23 protein-coding genes are annotated in these 26,554 nt (G+C 40.4%); 18 read left to right on the top strand and 5 right to left on the bottom strand.

The window, feature by feature from the left end:
• Genes rpsR through ACOVQQ_RS13140 form a run of 5 tightly spaced genes read left to right on the top strand, consistent with a single transcriptional unit; the run spans position 1 to position 4,024 of the window.
• Positions 1–297 (top strand): 30S ribosomal protein S18, encoded by a 297-nt coding sequence (gene rpsR / locus ACOVQQ_RS13160; RefSeq protein ID WP_094486677.1) that lies wholly within the window; start codon positions 1–3, stop codon positions 295–297.
• 12 nt (positions 298–309) lie between these two features.
• The gene (gene rplI / locus ACOVQQ_RS13155; protein ID WP_094486676.1) at positions 310–750 is read left to right on the top strand and encodes a 50S ribosomal protein L9; all 441 of its coding nucleotides are present in this window, start codon (positions 310–312) and stop codon (positions 748–750) included.
• A 52-nt stretch (positions 751–802) separates the two neighbouring features.
• Positions 803–1,276 (top strand): DUF6495 family protein, encoded by a 474-nt coding sequence (locus ACOVQQ_RS13150; RefSeq protein ID WP_421818597.1) that lies wholly within the window; start codon positions 803–805, stop codon positions 1,274–1,276.
• 47 nt (positions 1,277–1,323) lie between these two features.
• Positions 1,324–3,327 carry an NAD-dependent DNA ligase LigA gene (gene ligA / locus ACOVQQ_RS13145; protein WP_421818596.1) on the top strand — a complete coding sequence of 668 codons (2,004 nt, stop codon included), beginning with the start codon at positions 1,324–1,326 and terminating at the stop codon, positions 3,325–3,327.
• A complete protein-coding gene (locus ACOVQQ_RS13140) occupies positions 3,317–4,024 on the top strand; it encodes a lysoplasmalogenase family protein (RefSeq protein WP_421818595.1) in 708 nt (235 codons plus the stop codon). Before ligA ends, ACOVQQ_RS13140 begins: the two co-directional genes overlap by 11 nt.
• A gap of 591 nt (positions 4,025–4,615) precedes the next feature.
• Here ACOVQQ_RS13140 and ACOVQQ_RS13135 read toward each other — a convergent pair.
• Both ACOVQQ_RS13135 and ACOVQQ_RS13130 read right to left on the bottom strand, forming a co-directional pair.
• A complete protein-coding gene (locus tag ACOVQQ_RS13135) occupies positions 4,616–5,515 on the bottom strand; it encodes a bifunctional metallophosphatase/5'-nucleotidase (RefSeq protein ID WP_421818594.1) in 900 nt (299 codons plus the stop codon).
• 2 nt (positions 5,516–5,517) lie between these two features.
• A complete protein-coding gene (locus tag ACOVQQ_RS13130; protein WP_421818593.1) occupies positions 5,518–6,300 on the bottom strand; it encodes a 5'-nucleotidase C-terminal domain-containing protein in 783 nt (260 codons plus the stop codon).
• A 104-nt stretch (positions 6,301–6,404) separates the two neighbouring features.
• On the opposite strand from ACOVQQ_RS13130, the gene dapA reads away from it, so the two are divergent.
• The 13 genes from dapA (at position 6,405) to ACOVQQ_RS13065 (ending at position 24,051) form a co-directional block, all read left to right on the top strand.
• On the top strand, positions 6,405–7,286 hold the full coding sequence (dapA, locus tag ACOVQQ_RS13125) for a 4-hydroxy-tetrahydrodipicolinate synthase (protein ID WP_421818592.1): 882 nt from the start codon (positions 6,405–6,407) through the stop codon (positions 7,284–7,286).
• A gap of 136 nt (positions 7,287–7,422) precedes the next feature.
• Complete coding sequence (locus tag ACOVQQ_RS13120; RefSeq protein ID WP_421818629.1) at positions 7,423–8,217, top strand: outer membrane protein assembly factor BamD; 795 nt, start codon at positions 7,423–7,425, stop codon at positions 8,215–8,217.
• A gap of 5 nt (positions 8,218–8,222) precedes the next feature.
• Positions 8,223–8,540: a DNA-directed RNA polymerase subunit omega gene (locus ACOVQQ_RS13115; protein ID WP_094486668.1), complete on the top strand. Its 318-nt coding sequence runs from the start codon at positions 8,223–8,225 to the stop codon at positions 8,538–8,540.
• Positions 8,541–8,545: 5 nt separating this feature from the next.
• Entirely contained in the window at positions 8,546–9,757 is a 1,212-nt protein-coding gene (coaBC, locus tag ACOVQQ_RS13110) for a bifunctional phosphopantothenoylcysteine decarboxylase/phosphopantothenate--cysteine ligase CoaBC (protein WP_421818591.1), read from the top strand.
• Positions 9,750–10,637, top strand: a complete 888-nt coding sequence (locus tag ACOVQQ_RS13105) for a DUF4835 family protein (protein ID WP_421818590.1) — start codon at positions 9,750–9,752, stop codon at positions 10,635–10,637. The genes coaBC and ACOVQQ_RS13105 overlap by 8 nt, the downstream gene beginning before the upstream one ends.
• A gap of 31 nt (positions 10,638–10,668) precedes the next feature.
• Entirely contained in the window at positions 10,669–12,333 is a 1,665-nt protein-coding gene (recN, locus tag ACOVQQ_RS13100; protein WP_421818589.1) for a DNA repair protein RecN, read from the top strand.
• Positions 12,334–12,411: 78 nt separating this feature from the next.
• Positions 12,412–13,602 carry an enoyl-ACP reductase FabV gene (gene fabV / locus ACOVQQ_RS13095; protein ID WP_421818588.1) on the top strand — a complete coding sequence of 397 codons (1,191 nt, stop codon included), beginning with the start codon at positions 12,412–12,414 and terminating at the stop codon, positions 13,600–13,602.
• A 323-nt stretch (positions 13,603–13,925) separates the two neighbouring features.
• A complete protein-coding gene (locus ACOVQQ_RS13090; RefSeq protein WP_421818587.1) occupies positions 13,926–16,157 on the top strand; it encodes a T9SS type A sorting domain-containing protein in 2,232 nt (743 codons plus the stop codon).
• 191 nt (positions 16,158–16,348) lie between these two features.
• Positions 16,349–20,026, top strand: coding sequence for a T9SS type A sorting domain-containing protein (locus ACOVQQ_RS13085; RefSeq protein WP_421818586.1), 3,678 nt, complete (start codon positions 16,349–16,351; stop codon positions 20,024–20,026).
• 79 nt (positions 20,027–20,105) lie between these two features.
• Positions 20,106–21,104: a glycosyltransferase gene (locus ACOVQQ_RS13080; RefSeq protein WP_421818585.1), complete on the top strand. Its 999-nt coding sequence runs from the start codon at positions 20,106–20,108 to the stop codon at positions 21,102–21,104.
• On the top strand, positions 21,101–21,685 hold the full coding sequence (gene coaE / locus ACOVQQ_RS13075) for a dephospho-CoA kinase (RefSeq protein ID WP_421818584.1): 585 nt from the start codon (positions 21,101–21,103) through the stop codon (positions 21,683–21,685). The genes ACOVQQ_RS13080 and coaE overlap by 4 nt, the downstream gene beginning before the upstream one ends.
• Before the next feature lie 68 nt (positions 21,686–21,753).
• Complete coding sequence (locus tag ACOVQQ_RS13070; protein ID WP_421818583.1) at positions 21,754–23,331, top strand: sensor histidine kinase; 1,578 nt, start codon at positions 21,754–21,756, stop codon at positions 23,329–23,331.
• Positions 23,332–23,334: 3 nt separating this feature from the next.
• Positions 23,335–24,051, top strand: a complete 717-nt coding sequence (locus tag ACOVQQ_RS13065) for a response regulator transcription factor (protein WP_094486659.1) — start codon at positions 23,335–23,337, stop codon at positions 24,049–24,051.
• 63 nt (positions 24,052–24,114) lie between these two features.
• On the opposite strand, the gene miaA is transcribed toward ACOVQQ_RS13065, so the two are convergent.
• The 3 genes from miaA to ACOVQQ_RS13050 form a co-directional block, all read right to left on the bottom strand.
• The gene (miaA, locus tag ACOVQQ_RS13060; RefSeq protein ID WP_421818582.1) at positions 24,115–25,011 is read right to left on the bottom strand and encodes a tRNA (adenosine(37)-N6)-dimethylallyltransferase MiaA; all 897 of its coding nucleotides are present in this window, start codon (positions 25,009–25,011) and stop codon (positions 24,115–24,117) included.
• Positions 25,008–26,327: an exonuclease domain-containing protein gene (locus ACOVQQ_RS13055; RefSeq protein WP_421818581.1), complete on the bottom strand. Its 1,320-nt coding sequence runs from the start codon at positions 26,325–26,327 to the stop codon at positions 25,008–25,010. Before ACOVQQ_RS13055 ends, miaA begins: the two co-directional genes overlap by 4 nt.
• Positions 26,328–26,339: 12 nt before the next feature.
• On the bottom strand, positions 26,340–26,554 hold a 215-nt coding region (locus tag ACOVQQ_RS13050; protein ID WP_421818580.1), incomplete at its 5' end, for an alanine racemase.

Raw genomic sequence — 26,554 nt, 5'->3', positions numbered from 1 at the left:
ATGGCAACATTACAACAATCGGCTTCAGGTAAGAAAGACGGAGATATCCGTTACTTAACCCCGCTAAACATAGAAACAAACAAGACTAAAAAATATTGTCGTTTCAAAAGGTCTGGTATCAAATACGTAGATTACAAAGACGCAGATTTCTTGTTGAAATTCGTAAACGAGCAAGGTAAAATTTTACCACGTCGTTTAACTGGAACCTCATTAAAATATCAAAGAAAAGTATCTGTTGCTGTAAAAAGAGCGCGTCACTTAGCGCTTATGCCTTACGTTGCAGATTTATTAAAATAAGAATCAGAAATTATGGAACTTATACTTAAACAAGACGTACCTAATTTAGGTTTTAAAGACGACGTAGTTTCTGTGAAGCCGGGCTACGGCAGAAACTTCCTTATTCCTCAAGGTTTTGCTCAGTTAGCAACTCCTTCTGCTAAGAAAGTTTTGGCTGAAAACCTAAAGCAAAGAGCACACAAAGAAGCTAAAATTGTTGCTGATGCGAAAGAAAAAGCAGAAGCACTGAAAGCTCTTGAAATTAAAATCACTGCAAAAGCAGGTGGTGAGAAACTTTTTGGTTCAATCACCAACATCGATATCGCTGATGCACTTGCTAAAAGTGGTCACGAAATCGAAAGAAAATTCATCACTTCAGGTATCGTGAAAAGAACTGGAAAGTACAGTGCTACCGTTCGTTTACACAGAGATGTAGTAGTTGAATTGGCTTACGAGATTGTAGCTGAAAACTAATTTTCAATTATAGAATACATTAAATCCCGTCTCGGCGGGATTTTTTTTTACCATGAAATACCTACGACTTTCCCGACCGCAATTCGAAGAACTTGCCGACGAGTTTGCGAAATTCCTAGCGGTTCAATCAATCGATAAACAACAATGGGACGAAATTAAGGCGAACAACACCGCCGAAGTCGAGCGCCAACTCGATAATTTTTCCGACTTCATCTGGGACGGTGTACTCAGCAATACCGCATTCCTCGAACATTTCACCAAAAGCATTGTTTTTCTCTTTAAATGTTCCGAAGAAAATATACAAGCTATTGTAATCAAATGCGCCGATCCAAACCTTGATCTTACAACTGCCGAAGGAGTCAACGCTATTTCCGATTCGCTTTTTACCGATTTGTTTGAAATTCAGTCTGGTGCTAAGAACTACACTCCCGATCGAAACACAGCTATTTTTGAAATCATCAAACAAGGTGCCTTTATTTCAGACGGAGAAATGTTCTCGCAAATCGATGCCGTAATTCGGGGATAAAATCTGCTTTTTATTTTTATCTTAGTTGAGTATTAGCACTCAATTGAATGGACATCAAAGAACAGATCACTGCCTTACGAAACGAGCTCGATAAACACAATTATCAATATTACATTTTAGATCAGCCGTTGATTTCAGACACGGAATTCGATCTAAAAATGAAACAACTTCAAAAGTTAGAATCCGATTTTCCCGAATTCGACGATCCCAATTCTCCCACAAAGCGTGTAGGTGGCGGAGTCACAAAGAATTTCGAAACTGTGGTGCATTCCAACCGAATGTACTCACTCGAAAATGGATACAACAGCGAAGAGGTAGTTGACTGGTACAATCGCATTCTTAAAAGTACCGGACGTACAAGTGTAGAACTCGTTTGCGAACTCAAATACGACGGTGCTTCCATAAGTTTGGAATATTTCGATGGTGTTTTCCAACGCGCCATTACTCGAGGCGACGGTTTTCAAGGTGATGACGTTAGCGAGAACATTCGAACCATCAAAACAATTCCTTTGAAATTACATAGCCAGCATTTTAAAGGCTTTAGTGTGTTTCGTGGCGAAGTAATTTTGCCCATTGATGGATTCAATAAGCTAAACGAGATTCAAGAAAGTAAGGGATTGCCTCTATATGCAAATCCGAGAAATACCGCTTCAGGTACACTAAAATTGCAGGACAGTACCGAAGTGGCAAAACGTACGTTGGAGTGTTTAATTTACGGCGGAATTACTGAGCAATTTGCCAAGAAGCACAGCGATTTTTTGCAACATGCAGCAACTGCGGGCTTTAAAGTTCCGAGCAGCTACCGCGTTTGCAGTTCTATTGATGAGGTTTTTACTTTTCTAGATGAATGGGATGTAAAGCGACACGAACTCCCGTACGAAACCGACGGTGTTGTGATTAAAGTCAACGAGATTTTCTTACAAGAAGAAATAGGATACACAGCTAAAAATCCGCGTTGGGCACTGGCTTATAAATTTAAGACCGAAACGGCCGTTACGCAATTAAAAAGCGTTTCTTATCAAGTTGGTCGAACCGGCGCCATTACGCCTGTTGCGAATCTCGAGCCGGTACAACTCGCCGGAACAACAGTTAAACGCGCTTCGTTGCATAACGCCGACCAGATTGAAAAACTAGATTTGCATATCAACGACTATGTTTTTGTTGAAAAAGGCGGCGAAATTATCCCTAAAATAACCGGGGTTGATTTCACCAAACGCAACGAAACAACGGAGAAAATTATTTTCATTGAGCATTGCCCCGAATGTGGTTCGACACTTAGCCGAACCGAGGGCGAAGCCCAACATTATTGCACAAACGACAGTAGTTGTCCGCCGCAAATAATCGGAAAAATCGAGCATTTTATTTCGCGGAAGGCGCTCGATATCGATGGTCTTGGTGGCGAAACGGTCGCGCAGTTATTTCGTGAAAATCGCATCAAAAATGTAGCGGATTTGTACGATTTAAAACTCGACGATTTACTGCCACTGGAACGTATGGCAATGAAATCGGCACAAAACTTACTTGCAGGAGTAGAAGCCTCGAAATCGGTTGGTTTTGAACGCGTTTTATTTGGTTTGGGAATCCGACATGTGGGCGAAACGGTGGCAAAGAAATTAGCTCAACATTTCAAAAACATCGATAACCTGGCTGCGGCAACTGTTGAACAATTACTGGAAATTGATGAAATTGGCGAACGTATCGCGAACAGTGTCGTTAGTTTTTTCGGTACGGAAAGTCAGCGTGAGTTAGTAAGCCGTTTGCGCACTGCGGGTTTGCAATTTGAAATTAATCAAGAAGAGCTTTCTTTGTTAAGCGACACGCTAGCTGGGCAGGCTGTGGTTATTTCAGGCGTATTTAGCACGCACAGCCGCGATGAGTTGAAGTTACTAGTTGAAAAACACGGAGGAAAAATGGTATCTTCTATTTCGGCGAAAACCTCTTTTGTATTGGCTGGTGAGAACATGGGACCGGCTAAACTAGAAAAAGCCAAACAATTGGGCGTGAAGATACTAGACGAACAATCCTTTTTAAATTTAATAGATGAAAATTAAGAACCCAACCTTGATATTGTATTGGTTATCAAGCATCAGTTTTGTAACATTTTTTATGTTGGGCTGGGATTATCCTGCACTACTTGCCAAATCTTGCGTAGTCCCTTCTATCGGAATGTACTATTTGAATAGTAGAAACGGCAAATTTAGTTTCCTTCCGATAAGCATTTTCCTGTTATGTTACATGGGCGACGTTGCAGTACTCATTGATCAGGAAGACTTTTTCATCTATTCCGCTTATGCTTTTTTGATTGTTTATAGTTTGATGCTGATTTATGCTGTGAAAGATCTAAAACATGTTACTTTCAAAAGACGGGATATGCCAGTTATACTAGTTGTTACTGGTTCTTTAATATATGTTGTCATTTCTGTTTTAGAGATGCAATTTAGCAATCCAAAAGGGCAGAATTTCCTATATCTCATTTATGCTTTGGTGCTTACTGTTTTATCGATTTTAGTCTTTGCAGGTTATACGGCAAAAGGCAGTTTACAGTATTTGAGTTTTGGGTTAGCTACAACCTGCTTCATCTTATCTGATATTTTCTATTCCATTAAGAGCTTTTACGTTTATTCCGATCTACTGCAATTATTAACTTTAGCGATGCAAATGCTTTCTTATTTCTTTTTAGCCAAGTATTTCATCATGCGTGAAGCCGAAGAAGCTCGACAGTTGCAAAAGAAGCTATCGGTAGAATAGTTCACGATGTAAAGTCGGAACCTGAGTTTGTTGAAGGCTGGTTTTAGAAGCTAGAGGCGAGAAACGAGTCCCGATAGCTATCGGGATAGACTTCGATGATTTTGCCATTTAACGTATTGTTTAACCTCCCGAGTCCACGTATCGTCGTTGCCTGAGCTTGTCGAAGGCGAGAACTTGATGAGTTCACCACTTAACGTGTCTTTTTCGGGAAGCTAGAAGCTAGACACGAGAAGCTAGACTTCATGACGTTCACCATTTCAAGTATCATATTCCCACATTGACCTAAAATTCGTCGTTGCCTGAGCTTGTCGAAGGCAGCATTGTACATATTGTGAAAAACCTTGTGAAACATTGTGCCCCATTTTCCCTTTTTTTCACTCTCTCTCTTTCAATTTTTTTACTTTTTTCCATTTTTTTTATTCTTAACTTGCACCTTTCCCGCGCGAACGGGTGCAGCGATATCCTTTTTGGCGATTTTAATTTCCACCGAACGTTTGCCAAAAAGATAAAGCGGAACACGTGACGGCGTGAACCTTTTTTGCGCAGCGACGACTCGTTTGCCGGCGCGCCCAAATAAAAAAACAGATTTTCTTACAGTTGAATAACCGTTTTCGACGTGTCGTACGAACCTTCGACAAACGTGTAGTCGAGGCGACCCAGTTGCAAACCGTAACAACCAACCTGATTTACAAGTACTTTCTTGCCGATTTTGTTGTCGATTACCGTAGGTTTTTCCAAAAAAGTGTGCGTATGACCGCCGAGAATTAAATCGATGTTTTCCGATTGCGCAGCGAGTTTTACATCGGAAATTTTGTTGTCGCGGTACGAGTAGCCGAGGTGCGATAAGCAAATCACTAAATCGCAGTGCTTTTGCTTGAGTTCGGCTGCAATTTCGTTGGCAATACCAACCGGATCGCGGTACACAACGCCTTCGCAATTTCGAGCTTCGACCAAGCCGTTTAAATCGATTCCCAGACCAAAGATTCCAATTTTCAATCCCCCTTTATTCACAATTTTGTAGGGTTTCAAAACTTCTTTCAAGCCAGCGGATTTGAGGTCGTAATTCGCATTTACAAATGCAAACTTTACGTGTTCTTGATGTTTTAAAAATCCAGAAACACCGTTGTCAAAGTCGTGATTTCCAACCGTTGCCACGTCGTAGCCGAGCATCGACATTAACTTGAATTCGAGTTCGCCACCAAAGAAATTAAAGTACGGTGTGCCTTGAAAAATGTCGCCGCTATCAAGTAACAATACCTGCTCGTTTTCGCGACGTACTTGCTCGATAACCGCTGCTCGACGCGCAATTCCGCCCTGTCCGGAGTACTTTGCATCTTCTTTTGGAAACGGATCAATATGACTGTGAACGTCGTTTGTGTGTAAAATGACCAGCTTTTTTGCTTTACTAGCAGCCGAGAAAGCGAAGGTGGGCTGTAAAAGCAGCAACGACGACGCCGAAACCGATTGTGCGATAAAGTGTCTTCTATTCATGATTACGATCTTTTATCGGTTATCAAAACCTCATTAGAAAATTGCACCGTTTTATTCTTTTTAAACGACTGAATTATGGCATCGCGAAGTTTGAGTTGTAAATCGAGCCTTTTTTTAGACTTCTGAAAAAAGGTCATTTTATCGCCGCCGTTTGCTAAATAATCGGAAGTTAAAACGATATAAGTTTTGGAATTGTCTAGCGGTTTTCCCTGAATTTTAATGTCGATTGCCTGACCTTTTTCATCGATCGTAAAGCTCAAACCGTAGAGCGGGTGCGGTTTTTCTTCGACGATCATGTACTGGCAAATTTCGAGTATTTGTGCAGCATCGAGCGTTTCGACTACTGCGGTATTTTCGAACGGCATAATTTTAAAGGCGTTTCGTAGGGTCACATCGCCCTTTGGTAAATTAGACCGAATACCTCCGTGATTGAAAAGTACGAGGTCGATTTTTGTATTGAAGTTTCGTTCACAAATTGGATTGCAAATTTCGTAGCAGCTTTGTGCCAGCCAATTTCCAATATTTGTTTGCCACTTTCCACTAGATTTATCCAACGCTACTGGGTTGTAACACAAGAGCGTGTCTAATTTTTGATCGAGATTTTTTTTGTAGGGAAGAATGAAGTCGGTTACTTGTTGCGCATTTGGAAGCGAATCTACGAGCTTGATTTCCTTGCCAGATATTGCTGTTACGCTGTGATTTGATTTACAGCCAACAACGATTAGCAACGTTAAGATTGTGATAAGACTGTACCGCAAAAACGGATACTTTCCTAGATTTACCATCGTTTTCGTAAGTTTTTTAACTTTGTTGCAAAGTAAGATGCTTTTCGTGTAAGAACGTACATTTACGTCGAATTCAATATCAACTAATTGTTAACTTTATTTTCATGACAAATCAATTTATCGGAACAGGCGTTGCCTTGGTTACTCCATTCAAAAGCAATTTAGAAGTCGATTTTGAAGCTTTAACCCGTATTGTCAAGTACGTTTCCGATAATGGCGTCAACTATTTGGTTGTTTTGGGTACCACGGGCGAGCCAGCGACACTTACTTCGACCGAAAAAAAGCAGGTCATTGATTGCATAAAAGCAGCGAACACCAAAAATTTGCCCTTGGTTTTGGGAGTAGGAGGGAACAATACTGCTGCTTTGATTGAAGAGCTTCAAACAGCCGATTTTACTGGATTTTCTGCCATCTTATCGGTGAGTCCGTACTACAACAAACCTTCGCAAGAAGGCATTTACCAGCATTTTGCTGCTTTAGCTCAAGTGAGTCCGCTTCCGATCATTTTATATAATGTGCCTGGTCGCACTGCTAGTAATATGTTGCCAAAAACGGTTGCGCGATTGGCAAATGATTTTTCAAACATTATCGGAATAAAAGAAGCCGCTGGCGATGTGGTTCAGGCGCTGGAGTTAATACGACTTGTACCCAAAGATTTTCTAGTTATTTCAGGCGATGATATGGTTACCTTACCTATTATTTTAGCGGGAGGTGCCGGAGTTATTTCGGTAATCGGCGAAGGACTTCCGGGGGCATTCTCTAAAATGGTGCAGCTTGGCTTGGAGAGAAAAGTCGACGAAGCCTTTGCGTTGCATTACCAAATTGCCCCTGCCATTGATTTGATTTTTGAAGAAGGAAACCCGGCAGGCATTAAAGAAATGCAGGCGCAACTCGGCTTGTGTGAAAATGCGGTACGTTTGCCTTTAGTTGCCGCAACCGATTCCTTGAAAGCTAAAATTGCCACTTATTTAAAATCCGCACACTAATTTACTAGATGTGTCGTTTTCCTCACGGTTTTGAGTGGCATGTGCGTACTTAAAATCGATTCGTTTACTATCAATATAAATCACTATTTTTGCACACTTAATTTTTGAGTGTATATAGTTAGCTTTTCGCTTTATGATAAAAAGAATTTTTGCGTTGTTTTTAGTTTTACTGGTTCTTGCTTCTTGTAGTGAGTATCAGAAAGCGCTAAAAAACGAAGATGTAGCTCAGAAGTACAAGATTGGAGAGAAAATGTACGAAGCTAAAAAGTACCAAAAAGCACTTCGTTTGTTTGAACAAATTGCGCCAACATATCGCGGAAAGCCGCAAGCTGAAAAGCTTTTTTATATGTATGGAAAATCCTTCTATGCAGAAAAGGAGTTTTACAGTGCTGGTTACCAGTTTGATAACTTTGTGTCGAGTTATCCGCGCTCAGAAAAAGTAGAGGAGGTAGCTTATTTGGGCGCTATTTCTTATTCGAAATTATCACCGCGCTACAGTTTAGATCAAGTGGATACCTACAAGGCTATTGATAAATTACAGAGTTTTATCGATAATTATCCTGATTCCAAGTATTTAGCTGAAGCCAACGAAGTGGTTAAGCAAATGCGTGAAAAAATTGAAAAAAAGAACTTTGAAATTGCGAAGCAGTACAACACGATTAGCGACCATAAGTCGGCCTTAGTTGCACTCGATATCTTTTTGGGAGAATTTCCAGGGACGCCTTTTAAAGAAGAAGCTTTGTACTACCGATTCGATTCAGCTTATCAACTAGCAATTAACTCGATAGAAAGTAAAAAACAAGAAAGATTGCTCGCAGCGAAGCAAGCACATGCAACTTTGATTAAATTTGCACCAGAATCTAAATTCAGAAAAAAAGCCGACGAAATGTTGGAACAATTAAATAACGACTTAAAATCTTTTTCGAAATAATAATTATGGATCTAAAGAAAGCCTCCGCACCAGTAAATACGGTAACTTACAACAAAACAGCCATCGAAAAACCAACAGGTAACATTTACGAGGCAATTACCGTAATCGCAAAAAGAGCTAACCAAATCAACGCTGAAATTAAAAAAGAGTTGACAGAGAAGTTGGAAGAGTTTGCTACTTACAACGATTCTTTGGAAGAAATTTTCGAAAACAAAGAGCAAATCGAAGTATCAAAATATTATGAGAAGCTTCCAAAGCCTCACGCTTTAGCCGTGCAAGAGTGGATGGAAGATAAAATTTACCACCGCGACGCTAACAAATAGTCCGGATGTCAGTTCTTAACGGACGAAAAGTTTTATTAGCAGTATCGGGCGGGATTGCGGCATACAAAACGGCGCAACTCGTCCGTTTGTTTATTAAAGCTGGCGCAGAAGTTCAAGTCATTCTAACCGACGCGGCAAAAGACTTTGTTACACCACTTACGCTATCAACGCTATCGAAACGAGAAGTGTTTTCTCATTTTTATAACGACGATGAAAGGGAAGCCAAGTGGAACAATCATGTTGAATTAGCTCTGTGGGCTGATCTCATGCTAATTGCTCCTGCAACCGCAAACACGCTATCTAAAATGGCACACGGCGTTTGCGATAACTTGTTGTTAGCTACCTATCTTTCGGCGAAATGTCCGGTGTATTTCGCACCAGCGATGGATTTGGATATGTATAAGCACGAAACTTCAAAAGAGAATTTCGCACGCTTACAATCATTCGATAATATTATGATTCCAGCTGAATCGGGCGAACTCGCCAGCGGATTAAGTGGCGAAGGTCGTATGGCTGAACCCGAAAATATTATCAGTTTTATCGAGAATCATCTGCTACAGCAACTTCCGCTTCGAGGAAAAAAAGTACTTATAACAGCGGGACCGACCTACGAACCCATTGATCCGGTGCGATTTGTAGGAAATCATTCTACAGGAAAAATGGGATACGACTTGGCCGAAGAAGCGGCTCGTAACGGTGCAGAAGTTTTTCTAGTAAGCGGTCCGAGTCATTTGCATCTTCAAAATCCAAACATCCACATCACACGAGTTCAAACGGCTGATCAAATGCATAAGGCGTGTTTAGAAGTATATGCCGAGGTAGATATCGCGATAGCCGCCGCCGCCGTCGCCGATTATAGACCAAAAAATGTTGCTCCTGAGAAAATAAAAAAGAAAGAATCGTGTTTACATTTAGAATTGGAAAAGACCGTCGATATTCTAGCCGATCTCGGCTCTAAGAAAGCTAAGCAGTTTTTGGTCGGTTTTGCGTTGGAAACAGAAAACGAATTTGAAAACGCTTGTTTAAAAATTGAGCGCAAAAATCTAAATTTGATTGTTTTAAATTCGCTAAGAGATGCAGGTGCAGGATTTGGAGTTCCAACAAATAAAGTAACTTTAATCGATGCCCACAAAGCCGCAACCGATTTGCCGTTAATGACTAAAGAAAATGTTGCAGCGGCTATTTTTCAAAGAATTATACAAATGACCCATGCGTAAAATACTGATTCTTCTTACTTCTATTTTCACGACGCTTTCGTTTTCCCAAGAATTGAACTGCGTGGTTCAAGTAAATTCAAATCAGATTACGAAAACCAACCAGCAGATTTTTAAAACTTTAGAAAAATCGCTTACCGAGTTGGTTAATAATACCAAATGGTCTGATTTAGATTTCAAAAAGAAAGAACGCATCGAATGCAGTATGTTTATTACGGTGAGTTCCTACAATAACGATCAGTTTGTGGCTTCGCTTCAAATTCAGTCGTCAAGACCTGTTTACAACGCAGGTTATCAAAGTCCCGTTTTCAATTACAACGACAAAGATTTCATCTTTCGATACGTCGAATTTGAAAATTTATTCTACGATCCAAACTCCTTTACCTCAAATTTAGTGGCAGTGATTTCATTCTATGCCAACTATATTATTGGTTTAGATCAAGATACTTTTTCAGAAGCGGGCGGAACTCCGTACTTCGCTGCGGCACAAAACATCGTGAGCTTATCGCAAGGGCAAGGCGGTAAAGGCTGGAACCAAACCGACGGAAATCAAAATCGGTATTTTTTAGCTGCCGATATGCTATCAAATACATTTCTTCCGCTCCGAACCGCAATCTACAAATACCACCGTTTGGGTCTCGACCGTATGACCGATGACATAAAAGAAGCAAAAACAGCAGTTAAAAGTGCAATAATGAGCATAGACGAAGTTCACAAAGTTCGTCCAAACGCCTTCTTAACGCGTATTTTCTTTGATGCTAAAGCCGAAGAAATTCAGCAGATTTTCTCGGGCGGTCCGGAAACAAACGCCATCGAATTATCGAACATGTTAAATAAACTGTCGCCAATGAACTCCAGTAAATGGACCTCAGTTAAAATTTAATACCTTTGGGTTCCGATTTATTTATGCCCATATGCTTCGTTCCCTATCGATACAGAATTTTGCTCTTTTACGCCGGATAAATCTCGAATTTACGGCAGGTTTCACCGCTCTTACAGGTGAAACGGGTGCCGGAAAATCTATATTGTTAAACGCATTAGGTCTGATACGCGGCGATCGTGCCGATACTACAGCGCTCTACGACAAAGAAGAGAAATGTATCGTTGAAGCCGAGTTCGATATCGAGAAATATCAGCTTCAAGATTTCTTCGAAACGCACGATTTGGATTACGATCCGTTAACCATAGTTCGTAGAGAAATTCTTCCAAACGGAAAATCACGAGCATTTGTTAACGATGCACCGGTTTTAGTGAATACCTTGCAACTATTAGCTGCCGAGTTAATCGATATTCACGGGCAACAAGACACGCGAAATCTCAGCGATAAACTCTACCAAATTGCGTTCCTAGATGCATTTGCGCAAACAACGCAACAGCTACAGTTGTTTCAAACGCAGTTAAAAGCACATCAAAAACTGCTCAAACAAATTGCCGATAAAGAACGCGAACTCTACGAAGCTCAAAAAGCTAAAGATTACAATACTTTTCTTTTTGAAGAGTTACAGGCGCTCCAACTTCAAGAGGGCGATCAGGCTATTTGGGAAGGCGAACTCAATAAACTTGAAAACGCCGAAACCATCAAAGAGGCATTGGCTTTTTCAAAATACAGCATCGACGATACCGAGTTTTCTGTCGCTTCACAACTCAATCAAATTCAAGCAAAACTTAAACGAATCGCCGACTTTCATCCCGACTACCAAGATTTTCACGATCGAATTGCTTCAATGCTCATTGATGTACGCGAGCTCGATAAAGAATTAAGTGCACAAATCGATGCCATAGAAGCAAATCCAGCGGAGAAAGAAGCGCTGCAGGAAAAAGTCGACACCTTATATCAACTATTTAGAAAGCATCAAGTTTCGTCGGATGCCGACTTAATTGACGTCAGAAACCAACTAGAAGCACAAATTTCTGCCATAGAAAACAATCAAGAAGAACTCGAACTGTGGAAAAAAACGGCTAATGAACAGCGCGCTGCCTTACAACAAGTTGCGCAAACGCTCAGTGAAGCTCGAAAAAAAGCGGCTCCAAAACTCGAAAGCGAATTGGCCGTGCTCACCAAAGAACTGGGTATGCCGTATGCGAAATTTGCTTTGACTCTTCAACAAACATCCGATTTCACAACCACAGGTATCGACGACGTCGAAATTGTTTTTTCGGCTAATCCAGGCACCGATCTGCAAGCTTTGAGAAAATCGGCATCGGGTGGTGAGCTTTCTCGAATCATGTTGGTAATAAAATCCATACTCGCCAAACACAGTAAGTTGCCAACGCTCATTTTCGACGAAATCGACACCGGAGTATCTGGTGAAATTGCCTACAAAATGTCTGAAATCATGCGAGGAATGGCGTCCGATATGCAATTATTCGCGATCACGCACCTGCCGCAAGTTGCTGCTGCTGCCAACGAACATTTCCGCGTAAGCAAAGCAGTTAACGGAACAGAAACCGAAACAAAAGTACTTCGTCTCGATCTCGAAGAGCGAATTTCCGAAATCGCATCAATGATTTCCGGTTCCACAGCATCGGCGGCTGCCATCGAACACGCACGAAGTTTATTACACAGAACCTCGTCGTAAACCGAAACGCTCATCTATTTTTAATTCCGATAACTCAGGTTTAATAATATCTTTGTAACATCAAAAACAACTACAATTATGATTATAGCTCCAAGAATGCGCGGCTTTATCTGCTTAACAGCTCATCCAGACGGCAGCAGACAGAACGTTAAAAATCAAATCCACTACGTACAGCAACAACCTGCACTCGATAGCTACAAGAAAGTCTTGGTCATCGGTGCCAGTACTGGCTTTGGCTTGGCTTCACGAATTACTGCCGCTTTCGGTTCCGGCGCAGCAACCATAGGAGTGTTTTTTGAAAAACCGGCATCACCAGGCAAAACAGCTTCGCCCGGTTGGTACAATGCAGCAGCATTTGAAGAAGAAGCCGCTCAAAAAGGACTCTACGCTAAAAGCATCAACGGCGATGCATTTTCGGATGCCATCAAACAACAAACAATCGACTTAATTAAACAAGATCTTGGTCAGGTCGATTGTGTCGTGTATTCTTTGGCTTCACCTGTACGTTTACACCCAAAAACCGGCGTTTTACACCGTTCCGCGTTAAAGCCTATCGGGAAAACATTCACGAATAAAACAGTCGATTTCCACACCGGAGTTGTTTCAACGATAAGTATTGAACCTGCAACCGAAGATGATATTCAAAATACCATTACTGTTATGGGCGGCGAGGACTGGCAAATGTGGATGGATGCACTCCTTGAATCAGGTGTTCTGGCGGAAAATGCAGTTACGGTGGCCTACAGCTATATTGGCCCAGAAGTAACCGAAGCCGTTTATCGAAAAGGAACTATTGGTCGTGCGAAAGATCATTTGGAAGCTACCGCCGATGTGATAACCGAGCAACTTAAATCGATCAACGGAAAAGCGTACATTTCTGTCAATAAAGCATTGGTAACCCAAGCTAGTAGCGCTATTCCAGTAATTCCGCTGTACATTTCGCTGTTGTACAAACTCATGAAATCTAAAGGAACACACGAGGGCTGCATCGAACAAATGTATCGTTTGTTTAGTGAGCGCTTGGTTAAATCGGGCGAAGTTCCTACCGACACCGAAGGACGTATTCGTATAGACGATTGGGAAATGGATGCCGAAATTCAAGCAGAAATTGCAAAGCTTTGGGAACAATCGGATACCGAGTCGCTCGTAGGCTTCGGAGATTTGGAAGGTTACCGAAACGATTTCTTAAATCTGTTTGGTTTTGGCTATAAAGAAGTCGACTACGACGCTGAAGCCAACGAACTAGTCGATGTACCAAGCATCAAATAAATTAAGTCCCTCTTTGTGAGGGATTTTTTTTGGGCAAGTGCCGGCTATTTAGTGGAAATTCTTTTTGCCGGCACCCGGCTTTCCGCAGTAGTGCAGTTCGGGCTTAGGCCCTTCTGCAGCTACTTGGCTCCAATCCGTCTTGCGAAAAACGTCCTTACGAAATAGATTTTACTAAGTTCAAAAGACCTGTAACAGCTATTTTGTGAAAATATTGAGTGTTAATTGGGATAATTTTTAGAAAAAACCCAATGTTTACGCTGTCTCGCCGAGTTTTGATGTCGGTATTATCTCTACCTTCGCTCTCTAAATAAATTTTTAATTACATGAAAAAAATTACATTAACAGTATTGTTCTTGTGCGCGTTTGCATGGAGCAGTATAGCCCAAGTTCAAGTTGGCTCGGGTAACAATCAGTTGCAAAACGTTCCGATTGAGCCGTATTACAATTTCAGTTATTCACAGTCTATCTATTTAGCTTCTGAGATCAATGCAACAGGTCAAATTACGGGGATTCAATACTACTATTCGGGTACAACAAGTTTAGAAAGTAGTCAAGAATGGGTTGTTTATCTCAAAACTTCCGACCGCACTTCTTTTGCCGACGCAACCGATTGGGAAGATATAGCAACGTTTACGCAAGTGTATTCAGGAGTCTTTCCAGTTACCGCACCAGGATGGTACACAATCAATTTCGATGTTCCGTTTGATTACAACGGTACCGATAACTTAATCGTTGCTGTGGAGGAAAATCAAGATGATTTCGATGGCTTTAGCGATGATTTTTGGAATTCACCAGTAACAGGAAATCGTTCGATTTATGCGTATTCAGACGACTTAAACATTGATCCCACGAATCCAACAGACGTTCCCGACGGAGCGGATGTTTTTACGGGTGTTGCGGCATTTGTGCCAAACATCATTTTTGAAGGAATTCAGCAAGCATGTGCAACACCAGGAGGTTTAACTGTAAATGGAGTTACGAGTACTTCAGCAACAGTTACATGGAATGCAGGAGATCAATCAAACTGGGAAATATTTGTTGTTCCAGCATCAGAACCAGCTCCTACTGAAGCAGATGCAGGAGTTGCTGTTTCGGGAACGGCACAATATGCAGCTTCAAATTTAACAGCAACCACCACATATAACGTTTATGTTCGTGCCGTATGCAGCGGAGGCCTATTAAGTACTTGGTCAAGCGCTGTAACATTCACAACGACAATAGATTGCTCAGCAGCTACAGAAATAGAAGCGTGTGGAGAAGAAGTGTCGTATACTTTAGCAGCCGGAAACGGAACCTTAAATGTGGAAGCATGTGGTTTTGACACACCTGGTCAGGAGAAACTATACGTCTTTACACCTGAAATCACAGGGATTTACGAATTACAAGTTACTGCAGCAACGGGCGGTTACGTAGATTATTTTTTTAAACCAGTAGAAGGAGCTACTTGCGATGCAAACGGGTGGGAATGCATCGACGATATTAATGCAGCAGCTACTGCAGAAATCGGCTTTCTGACTGGAGGAGTTTCGTACTTTATTTTAGTCGATGCTGAATCTACAACAGCAAAATCACAAACATTCAACATCGTTTGCGCGCCTGCTTGTACAGCACCGCAAGCACAGTTTGTTTCAGAAGCTAATTGCGCAGAAAATGAGGAATTCTTCGTTTTTGTTGAAGTTGATTTTCTTGGAACGGCTACCGGTGCAACTGTTACCGATGATCAAGGTTCGCCTGCACAAACAATTATTGGGTTAGGGGAACTAGAGTTTGGTCCATATCCAATCGGAACCGAAGTAATATTTACAGTTGCAAATGATCAAGACGAAACTTGTTTTAATGCTTATGATGCAATTACGGTAGCAAGCTGCCCACCTGCAAATGATGAATGTGAAAATGCAATTTCACTTACTGTTGGCGGTGCTATCGAAGAACAGCCTGTTGACGTTGCGAATGCTGGCGCTACAGATTCTGAGCAAGCTGAACCAACAACGTGTTTCGGTTATGATGGAGGTGACATTTGGTATGTATTAGAAGTTCCTGCATCAGGTTCAGTGACAATCCAAACTGGTAATAGTTCGACCGGCGGAACGGGAATCGATACAGTAATAACTGCTTACACCGGAACATGCGACGCGCTAACTCAAATTTCCTGCGATGATGATGGGGTACCAGGATTTGCAGACGGTTACAGCCGAGTGGTTCTAAGCGGAAGAACTCCAGGAGAGCTTATCTACTTACGTGTTTACGAATATAATAACGACGCAGTGGGCACATTTTCAATATCTGCCTTTGATGCTTCGCTTCTAAGTGTAGGAGACGAGAATATTCAAAAATCGGCTGTGTATCCAAATCCTGTTAAAGATACATTGACTGTTTCAAATCAGGATATAATTTCGAATATTTCAGTATTCAATATTGTTGGTCAACAAGTATTACTTCAAAATGTAAATAATTCAGAAGCTAGAGTCGACTTTTCGAGCCTTGCTGCTGGCACGTACTTGTTGAAAGTTCAAGCTGGAAATAGTGTAGAAACTATAAAAATAGTTAAGAACTAGATACTCCAAATATTTACATTAAAAGCCTCGATTATTTTCGAGGCTTTTTTGTTTTACGGCTGTTGTAGTATTGTCAACAAAAGTTAAAAATGCGGTTTATTAACAAAAAAACATGAAATCGTTACGGAATGTTTAGCAAAAAATTAAGATTTATTTTTAAATTAGCCGACGATAACTTAATTATTTACTAAATGAAAAAAATTACGCTAACCTTGGCGCTTCTTTGCCTTTTCGTGGTAGGAGGTTTTGCTCAGGTGCAAGTCGGAACAGGCAACGATGAAACGCGCAATGCGCCGATCGAGCCTTTTTACGGTTACACCTACTCGCAATCCGTTTATCTCGCTTCGGAGATCAACGCTTCAGGTCAAATTACCGGAATCCAATACTATTTTTCTGGTACAACTGCGCTACCAAATTCACAGCAATGGGTAGTTTATTTAGCGCAATCTTCACGTGAATCGTTTGCGGATCAGGCAGACTGGGAAGATATTGCTAATTTTACACAAGTTTATTCAGGTCCATACCCAGTAAACGGTCCTGGATGGTATACAATTACTTTCGATACGCCGTTCGATTACAACGGTACTGATAATCTAATTGTTGCTGTCGAAGAGAATTCAGTGAATTATGACGCATCAACTGATGATTTTTGGAATACTGCTGTCAGTGGAAACAGAACTATCTATGCATTTTCAGACGGTACTAATCCAGATCCGGCTGATCCAAACAATGACTTTAATGGATTTTTATCTAGAGGAGTTGCTGCTGCGGTTCCAACAATCATTTTCGAAGGCATTGTACAAGCATGTCCAAATCCTGGCGCTGCGGTAGTCGAAGACATTACAACTACTACTTCAACTATTACTTGGCAGGTGAATGGTAGCGAAACGGCTTGGGAAGTTTTCATTACTGAAGTTGGCGCAGGTGCGCCTGACGCGGGTACTGCGGGTACTGCGGTTTCGGGTGCAGCTACTTTTAACGCTACAAATTTGAGCCCTGCTACTAATTATTCAGTTTATGTTCGTGCTATTTGTAGCGGAACATTAGCAAGCGGATGGGTTGGTCCAACTAATTTCATAACGCTTTGTGAGCCGTTTTCAGATTTGACAACGGATTTTGAAAATTCTGCTGGGGGAACTACTCCGGATTGTTACTCGAAGATTGTTAACTCCACGGCAGCTTTCGCATCTGCTGGTGTAGTAACGTTTTCAGGAGCTAACGGTACCGCAAGATCTTATGAATTAAACAATTCTAACGACGCAAACGCTCAAATTGCATTAGTTTCACCTCCATTGGCTCAACTTGCCGCAGGTACACACCGCGTTAAATTTTTTGCTAATGGATTTGGTGATGATCCAATTGAAGTAGGGACAATTACAGACCCTAGCGATATCTCAACATTCACGCTTGTAGAAACTATTGTTACCGAAAATGGTTGGTCACTTGAGACTGTGGCATTCCCAGCTACGACAGACATGTTTATTGCATTTAAGCACGGTGGTGGCGGAACTTTCAGTACACTTCGTGTAGACGAAATCGTGTGGGAACCGCTTCCAACTTCGGCTCCTGAGTGTGTTGCAGATGCAGTAGCAACACCTGATGCTTCTTGTGGTAACTACGAAAATACTATCGCTTGGTCGGCAGTAGAAGGTGCTGACGGATATCTAATTAACGTGGGAACTACCCCTGGTGGTGTTGAAATCGTTGAAGCAGAAGATTTAGGTTTAGCAACTGAGTTCGCTTTCAGCGGAAATCGCGATACTACTTACTACTTCACAGTAATTGCTTATAATGATTTTGGTCCTGCAACCGGTTGTGCCGAGCAAACTTTTACTACCGTTCCAGATGGCTGTTACTGCGTTTCTGCTCCATCAAGTAACGATGGTGCAGGTATTACTTCTATTGTTATAGGTCAATCTGAATATGCTATTCCAGATGTAACCTACCAAGATAATTCTGCGGAAATCGTAGATTTAAACAGAGGTTTAGTTAACAACTTACAGATTACCTTTGCAACTGGTTATACATACAATACGTATGTTGTTATCGACTTAAACGATGATTTCAATTTTACAGAGGATGAAATTTTGTTTACTGGTCAATCATTAGCAACTAATCCAACAACTTACGATGCGTCCTTCATTGTTCCAGCCGACGCTCCTCTTGGTGAGCACAGAATGAGACTTGTAACTGCAGATACTATGCCAGTCGCTAACTTCGATCCGTGCTACGATGGTTCTTACGCCGTTGTTGTTGATTTTACTGTAAACATCGTTCAAGCTTCTTGTACACCAGCTGCTGCTACGGCAACTGTGGTGCCGGATTGTGATAACGGTCAATACAACATTGAAGTTGTAGTTACTGATTTAGGTAGCGGTACTCCAAGTATTTCTGATGGTTCAAATGAAACACCAGTTACAGCTGTTGGAACTTATACTGTGGGTCCATTTGAAAACCTTTCTTCTGTAACATTAACTTTACTTCACGGCGTTGAAGAAGCATGTAATATCCCACTTGGAACATTCAACTACATTTGTCCTCCTTCATGTGATAATGCAATAGTTATTGCAGCTTGTGGAGAGTCTGTTGATTTAGCCGTTCCAGCTGGTGCTGGTGCATGGAATGTGACTACTTGCGGCTTCAGCACTCCTGGAGTTGAGATTATTTACTCATTCACTCCTGAAACAACAGGTTTGTATAGTTTACAGGTTACAGCAGCGACTGGTGGTTATGTTGATTATTTCTACAAAGTGGCAGATGATGTTTGTGACAGCACTGGTTGGACATGTATCGATGATTTAAGCTTTGCTGCTGTTCGTGAGATTGGTATTTTGACAGCGGGAGTTGAGTACTTAATCCTTACTGATTCAGAGGGGACAACTGCTAGAAATCATACTTTTAATATCGTTTGTGCACCTTCTTGTACAAACGCTGTGGCAAGTGTACTTGCAACTGCTGATTGCGCTAACGGTGAAGTTTTCTTCGCTACCGTTTCAATCACAAACATGGGTTCAGCGACTTCGCTTACAGTTTCTGATGATCAAGGTTCAAACCCACAAGCTGTGACTGCAGTTGGTACTGTAACTTTTGGTCCTTACGCAATTGGTACTGATGTAATCTTTACTGTAGCAAACGATCAAGACGAAACTTGTGTTTTCGATACTAACGCTGTTACTATTACCGATTGTCCTCCAGCAAACGACGAGTGTTCTGGCGCAATATTTATGAATGTAGGTGGTGCGTACGAGGAACAAGCCATCGATGTTTCAAACGGTGGTGCTACAGCTACTAATATGGGTAACCCGACTACTTGTGCTGGTTATGTTGGTGGCGACGTATGGTGTATGGTTGAAGTTCCTGCATCAGGATCTCTAACAATTGAAACTGGCGACAGTTCAGCAGGTGATACAGGTGTTGATACTGTTGTTACTGCTTACAGCGGAGCTTGTGGTCAGCTTACTCAAATCGCATGCGATGACGACGGAGCATCTACAGGAAGCTACAGCCGTTTAGTGTTGTCTAACAGAACACCAGGTGAATATATTTATCTACGTGTTTATGAATATAACAACGACAACGTAGGTACTTTCTCTGTATCTGCATTCGACGCATCTTTACTTGGAACAGATAATTTCAATTCTACAAAACTATCTATTTATCCAAATCCAGTAAACGATGTACTTTCATTGAACTACAACACTAACATTACTAATGTAGCTGTATTCAATATCGTAGGTCAGCAAGTACTTTCTCAAACTGCAAACGGAACAGAAGTGAAAGTAAATATGTCAACATTAGCAGCAGGTGCTTACATTGTGAAAGTAACCGCAGATAATATGACTAAAACTGTAAAAGTTATCAAAAACTAATTTGATTCTTTTCGATATCAAATCCCTCGGTTTACGCCGAGGGATTTTTTTTGCACTAAACTCAGCGTATCTTTGACACATGGATATCTTTTTTTCAATTATAGTTCCCGTTTATAATCGTCAAGACGAATTATTCGAGTTTTTAGATAGCATCGCAAAAACCAGTTTTAATGAACCTTTTGAAGTTCTTGTAATCGACGACGGTTCAAGTGTGGATCTTAGTAACGTGGTTCGTCCTTTTATCGATAAACTAAATCTCAAGTATTTAAAGAAATCAAATTCTGGTCCGGGTGATAGCCGAAATTACGGCATGCGGCAGGCAATGGGTAATTACTTCTTGATTTTTGATTCAGATTGTATCATTCCTGAGGATTATCTAACTACAGTTTCTAAATCTTTAAAAGAAGAGTATGTCGATTGTTTCGGAGGTCCCGACGATTCCGATCCATCGTTTTCGAAAGTCCAGAAGGCAATCGATTTTGTTATGACAGCACCCATTACTACTGGCGGAATTCGTGGAGGTTCTGAAAAAGTAACTAAGTTTCAGCCACGAAGCTTCAACATGGGACTTTCGCGGGAAGCTTTTCTCGCTACCGGCGGTTTTGCTAAGATACATCCTGGAGAAGATCCTGAGCTGGTGTTTCGTCTCTGGAAATTAGGATTTAAAACACAGCTAATTCCTACGGCAAAAGTTTGTCACAAAAGGCGAGTCGACTTAGATAAATTTCACCTGCAGGTTTCTAAATTCGGAGCTACAAGAGCTATTTTAAATAAGTGGTATCCGGAATACGCAAAACCAACCTTTTGGTTACCAACACTATTCGTTGTTTATACCTGTTTTTCTGTACTAATTTCACTATTAAGTACAATACCTATTTTTTTATTATTTGTTTACTCCTTGCTTGTACTTCTATCCGCTATAATAAAGTATCGAAGCCTAGTTGTCGGATTTTTAGCTGTAAAAGCTTTATATATTATGATGTTTGGCTATGGAATTCACTTTTTAGAAACAACGATAATTTTACTGTTTTCAAAGAAAGAACCGCAAGAACTCTTCCCTAAATTATTTTTTAAATGAAAAAAGTTGTGCTAACAGGTGGTATTGGCAGCGGGAAATCGACCGTAGCCAAAATTTTTGAAAGTTTTGGTGTGCCCGTTTTTTATGCCGATCAGGTTGCAAAAGCACAGTATTTCGAACCAAACGTAATTTTAAAGCTCTCGCAAGAAGTCACAGCTCCTATAATAATTGAGGGCAAAGTAGACTTATCTTACCTAAAGAGCCATTTGTTTACAAATCCTATATTGAAAAAACAGGTTGAAGCCGTTATTCATCCTGCAGTTGCAGACCAATACCGATTGTTTTGTGACAGAAACCAATCGGCTTCGTATACAATTAACGAAATGGCTCTTGTATTCGAAAATAATCGACAAGAAGATTTCGATTATATTATTTCAGTAATTGCAGACGAAGAGATGCGAATTGAACGCGTAATTCGTCGCGATCAGATGTCGCGTCAGGAAATTTTAGACCGAATAGCGCTGCAAACCTCAGACCATATAAGACTTTCTCAAAGTAGCTTTATAATATACAATAATAATCTTACAGAACTTTACGGTCAGATTGAAAAAATACATAAATTCTTACAATTTTCTCAATAAAAGGGCGTTTTGTTAATGTTTGGTTAACGGTTAAAAGGTACAATTGTTAAAATATTAATTTTGCTGTGATGAGTAAGTACTTATTTCGGCTTTTAGTTTTTTTCATGAGTCTGTCAATGATAGGCATCATAATAGTGCAATCGTATCTCATCAACACGTCCTTTCAAAACAACAACGAGCAGTTTAAGTATCATGTTAATCAGGTTATTTCTAACGTTGCAGAGCACCTTCAGCAACAAGAAACCTATAGCATGTTAGCCGAGTACAATCGATTGAAAGACAGTATTGGTACAAGTCCGAAACAGAGTGATTTACTCAACTTTATTTTGGTACAACAAAATAAACTCACCAACGAAACTATTGTGTATAGCAACAGTATCGTGGCAGAAGATTACAATTTATCGTTCTTTGACAAAAAACGAGATTCAGTTATGGCAGCTAACTTTATCTCAAAAAGTAAAACACAAGTTTATTCCGGATCTGCTCTAGATAATGCTGATTTTCAGCAAAATGTGTCACCATCATTAACCGTGACAAAAACAGGAAAAATTGATCTTCTTGACAAAGCGCAATACGAAATCTTCTTTAAAGACATAGTCGAAAATAAATCGTTAAGTGATCGTATTTCCGTAGATCGTTTGCGATTAATGCTAAGTAAGGAACTTCGAGATGCGGATGTGCTAACGCCTTTCGAATTTGGCGTCTACGAAAATGGATTGGCAACAAAAATCAAAAGCGAAAACTTCGAGGAAATTAAAGGTGAGACGTTTTCAACGAGAATTTTAACAAATAGCCAAGGCGAAAGTAAGTATAAATTGATGCTCACCTTTCCCGAAAAGAAAAAATTTCTCTTTTCTGAATTGTTGAACATTACAATTTTGTCGGCTTTATTTACTTTGTTAATTATCATTGCCTACAGCAGCGCCCTAAATCAATTGATTAAGCAAAGACAGATTTCGGAAATAAAAACCGACTTCATCAATAATATGACACACGAATTTAAAACGCCAATCGCAACAATAAACTTGGCACTAGATTCGTTAAAAAATCCAAAGGTAAAGGCTGATGAAGAGAAGATGAGCCGTTACTTGGGTATGATTCGCGAGGAAAATAAACGGATGCACGCACAAGTTGAAAACGTTCTAAGAATTTCAAAATTAGAAAAACGCGAGCTCGATATCTCTAAAGAATCGGTCTCTGTGCACGAGATTTTAGAGGACGCCATGGAGCATGTTCGTTTAATTATTGAAGATCGTGAAGGAAAGGTAAGTTCACATTTCGAAGCACAAAGAGATGTTGCCCTACTAAACGATGTACATTTTACAAACGTGTTTGTGAATATTCTTGATAATGCGATTAAATATTCTCCGCTGCCGCCAGTAATCGATGTCTTCACTGAAAATCTGAAAGATTTTATTCTTGTGAAAATCACCGATCAAGGTGCAGGGATGAGTAAAGCTGCTCTAAAACGAATCTTCGAAAAGTTCTATCGCGAACATACCGGAGACGTTCATAACGTAAAAGGCCACGGATTAGGCTTGGCTTATGTAAAAAGAATTGCCGACGACCATAATGTTAGCATTACTGTCGAAAGTGAAAAAGGAAAAGGAAGTACATTTATTTTAAAAATACCGTTAATAAATTGACGTATGGAAACAGAAAACAAAAAAATATTGCTAGTTGAAGACGATCCAAATTTTGGATCTATTTTAAAAGATTACTTAATCTTAAACGACTTCGACGTAACTCTTGCTAAAAACGGCATGGAAGGTTTTGAAAAGTTTAAGAAAGATACATACGACCTGTGCATCTTAGACGTTATGATGCCTTATAAAGATGGCTACACGTTAGCGAAAGAAATTCGTGAGAAAAATAAAGACGTGCCTTTGATTTTCTTGACGGCAAAATCGATGAAAGAAGACGTACTAAAAGGATACAAAGTAGGTGCCGACGATTACCTAAACAAGCCGTTTGATTCGGAAGTGCTTCTGATGAAAATCAAAGCAATCATGCAACGTAAATCGTCTGAAGGAAAAGCTGAGGCCTTGAAATTCGAATTCCAAATCGGAAATTTCCATTTGAATGCAAAGCTTCGTTTCTTAACGTACCTAAACGAAGAGCCAATCAAACTTTCGCCTAAAGAAAACGAGCTTCTTAAGTTACTCGCTATTTACGAAAATGATTTAATGCCGCGAGAATTAGCACTTACCAAAATTTGGAGAGACGACAACTACTTCACTTCTAGAAGTATGGACGTTTACATCGCGAAATTGCGTAAGTATCTAAAGTCGGATGAGAACGTTGAAATCCTCAACATCCACGGAGAAGGTTTTAGATTAGTGGTGAAAAATAAAGCGTTGGCATAACAACGTTCAATTATACCAAGAGATTAGCCGTTTTTTTAAGACGGCTTTTTTGTTTCGCAGATTTTACAGTTCCTTCAAAAGTACTTCGATATCGGGAAGCTGCTGGATTTCCAACCACGTAGCCGACAATCGGTTTTGAAAGTAAGTGAGCTGCCTTTTTGCAAAACGGCGCGTATTCATTTTTATCGCTTCAACGGCGTTCTCCAATGAAATTTCTCCGTCGAAATATTGGAATAGTTCTTTGTAACCAACAGTATTTAAAGCGTTTAAATGTCTGTTTTTGTACAAATTTTTAGCTTCCTCTAACAAACCGTGGGCCATCATGATGTCTACTCGTTTGTTAATACGTTCGTAAATAAGAGAACGCTCGGTATTTAAGCCAAGCAGCTTTGTTTCAAAATTTCTGTGCACTTGATTTTGATTTCGCCAAAAAGAGTACGGCTTATCGCTGGCAAGCGACACTTCCAGCGCTCGCAAAATACGTTGCGGATTTTGTAGATCCACTTCGTTATAGTATTCCGAGTCGAGTTGCTGAAGTCGATTTTGAATAGCCGAAAGTCCTTCACTTTGATATAAATCACGTACTTCCGTGCGCACAGCATTGGGAACATCTGGAAATACGTCTAAACCTTTGATCAGCGCTTCGACATACAAACCGCTGCCACCAACCACAACTGCACTGCCGAATGCCTTTAAAAGTTCGTCGATTTTAACAAGTGCTTCTTTTTCAAAATCGCCAACGCTGTAGTTGTCGAAGATGCTTTTATGTTGAATGAAATGATGCGGTACTGCTGCTAATTCATCGATACTGGGAACTGCTGTGCCGATATACATATCGCGATAAAATTGCCGAGAATCAGCGCTGATAATTTCTGTATGAAGTTGTTTTGCCAATGAAATAGCGAACGCTGTTTTTCCAATGGCTGTCGGACCAACTACAAAATATACGTTTGGTTTCATGAAGGTAAGTCGATAGTTTTTGCAAACTTCTGCCGACGCAAAAAGCGGTGAATTAATAAGACACGTGCTGGTGCGTGAATCAACGGAACGGTATTTTTCTCTACTTTTTCAAGATTGGCGATTTGAAAATTCAAATCAAAAAAACCATATCCCAATAACTCATTGTTTTTCAAACGAATAAAACTTCTTTCGGAATACGTACGACCTTGTCCAACCACTAAAAAATCTCGCTTATTCAAATTTGCCTTTTCGAGTTCGGCTAATTTTACGTCCTGTTCTTCCGACGCAACAACCTCATTTTCAAAAGCGATTTTGTCGTTTATTACGATTTGAGTTTTGAAATTCAAGACATTTGAAAAGTGCGCTCGAACGTATTTATTTGCGTCTGAAGCTCCGCTAAAATATTGTGCAGCTTGATTTTGCTTGCGCGAAGAAATGGTATGAACTATTGTTTGATCTTCTATTTTAAATGACCAACTTGCTGGCTGCGATTTTCTTGGTTTGTGCACGTATTTTAACGTTGCTGTTTCCAGAAATTCCAACAGTTTTAAGTCGGCAATAAGCTCAGAACCAGTGCGTTCGTACGTTACTTCGTAGGTATTTTCTCGTAAAAAGTTATTCCAAGGCTCTTTTCCCAAAAAATACTGATTTACTTTCTTTCGAATGTTACTGCTTTTTCCCGCATGAATGATTTGTCCGTTCTTGTCGTGAAAGAAAAACACACCTACCGCCGACGGGCATTTCTGAATGGCATCGAATATTCGCGGTTCAAGTTCGTTAGTACGTTCGGATTTGATTACTGATTGTAGAATTTCGCGTTCAGTGTCGCGTTCAAGCAAATATTTAAAAAGCTTCAATGTCGCTAAAGCATCGCCCGATGCCCGGTGTCTGTCGGCGATCGGAATACCTAAACTTCGTACCAATTTTCCAAGAGAATACGCTTCTTGGTTAGGAAGTAACTTTTGCGCTAATCGAACAGTATCTATCGTTTGTGCATAGAAATCGTAGCCGAGTTGTGCAAATTCGTTTCGAATCATCCGATAATCAAATTCGGCGTTGTGTGCTACCAGAAAACAGCCGTCGGTTATCTCAATAATACGTTTGGCAAGTTCATAAAACTTCGGTGCGTTTACAAGCATGGCGTTATTAATGCCTGTCAGTTTTTGAACAAAAGGTTGTATCGGTTTTTCGGGATTAACTAGGCTAATGAGTTGATCTACAATTTCATTTCCGTCGTATTTGTAGATGGCAATTTCGGTAATTCCCTCTTCATTATACTTTCCACCGGTGGTTTCTACATCTACTATTGCGTACAAATTCTCAAACTTTTATCGGGTTCCAAAAATAGCACTGCCGACACGAATCATAGTGCTGCCGTTTTCAATTGCGATCGGATAATCACCCGACATACCCATAGACAATACGTCAAAATTGTGCACGAGCGCATATTTCTGATATAATTGGTTCAGTCGGTTAAATTCCGCACTGATGATTTCACGATTTTCAGTAAACGAAGCCATTCCCATTAATCCGCGAATGCGAA

Origin of the sequence: Flavobacterium sp. (assembly GCF_049240005.1) — a bacterium.
Classification (GTDB): Bacteria; Bacteroidota; Bacteroidia; order Flavobacteriales; family Flavobacteriaceae; genus Flavobacterium.
The sequence above is the reverse complement of the archived record's forward strand: the minus strand, read 5'-3'. Positions and strand labels throughout refer to the sequence as shown.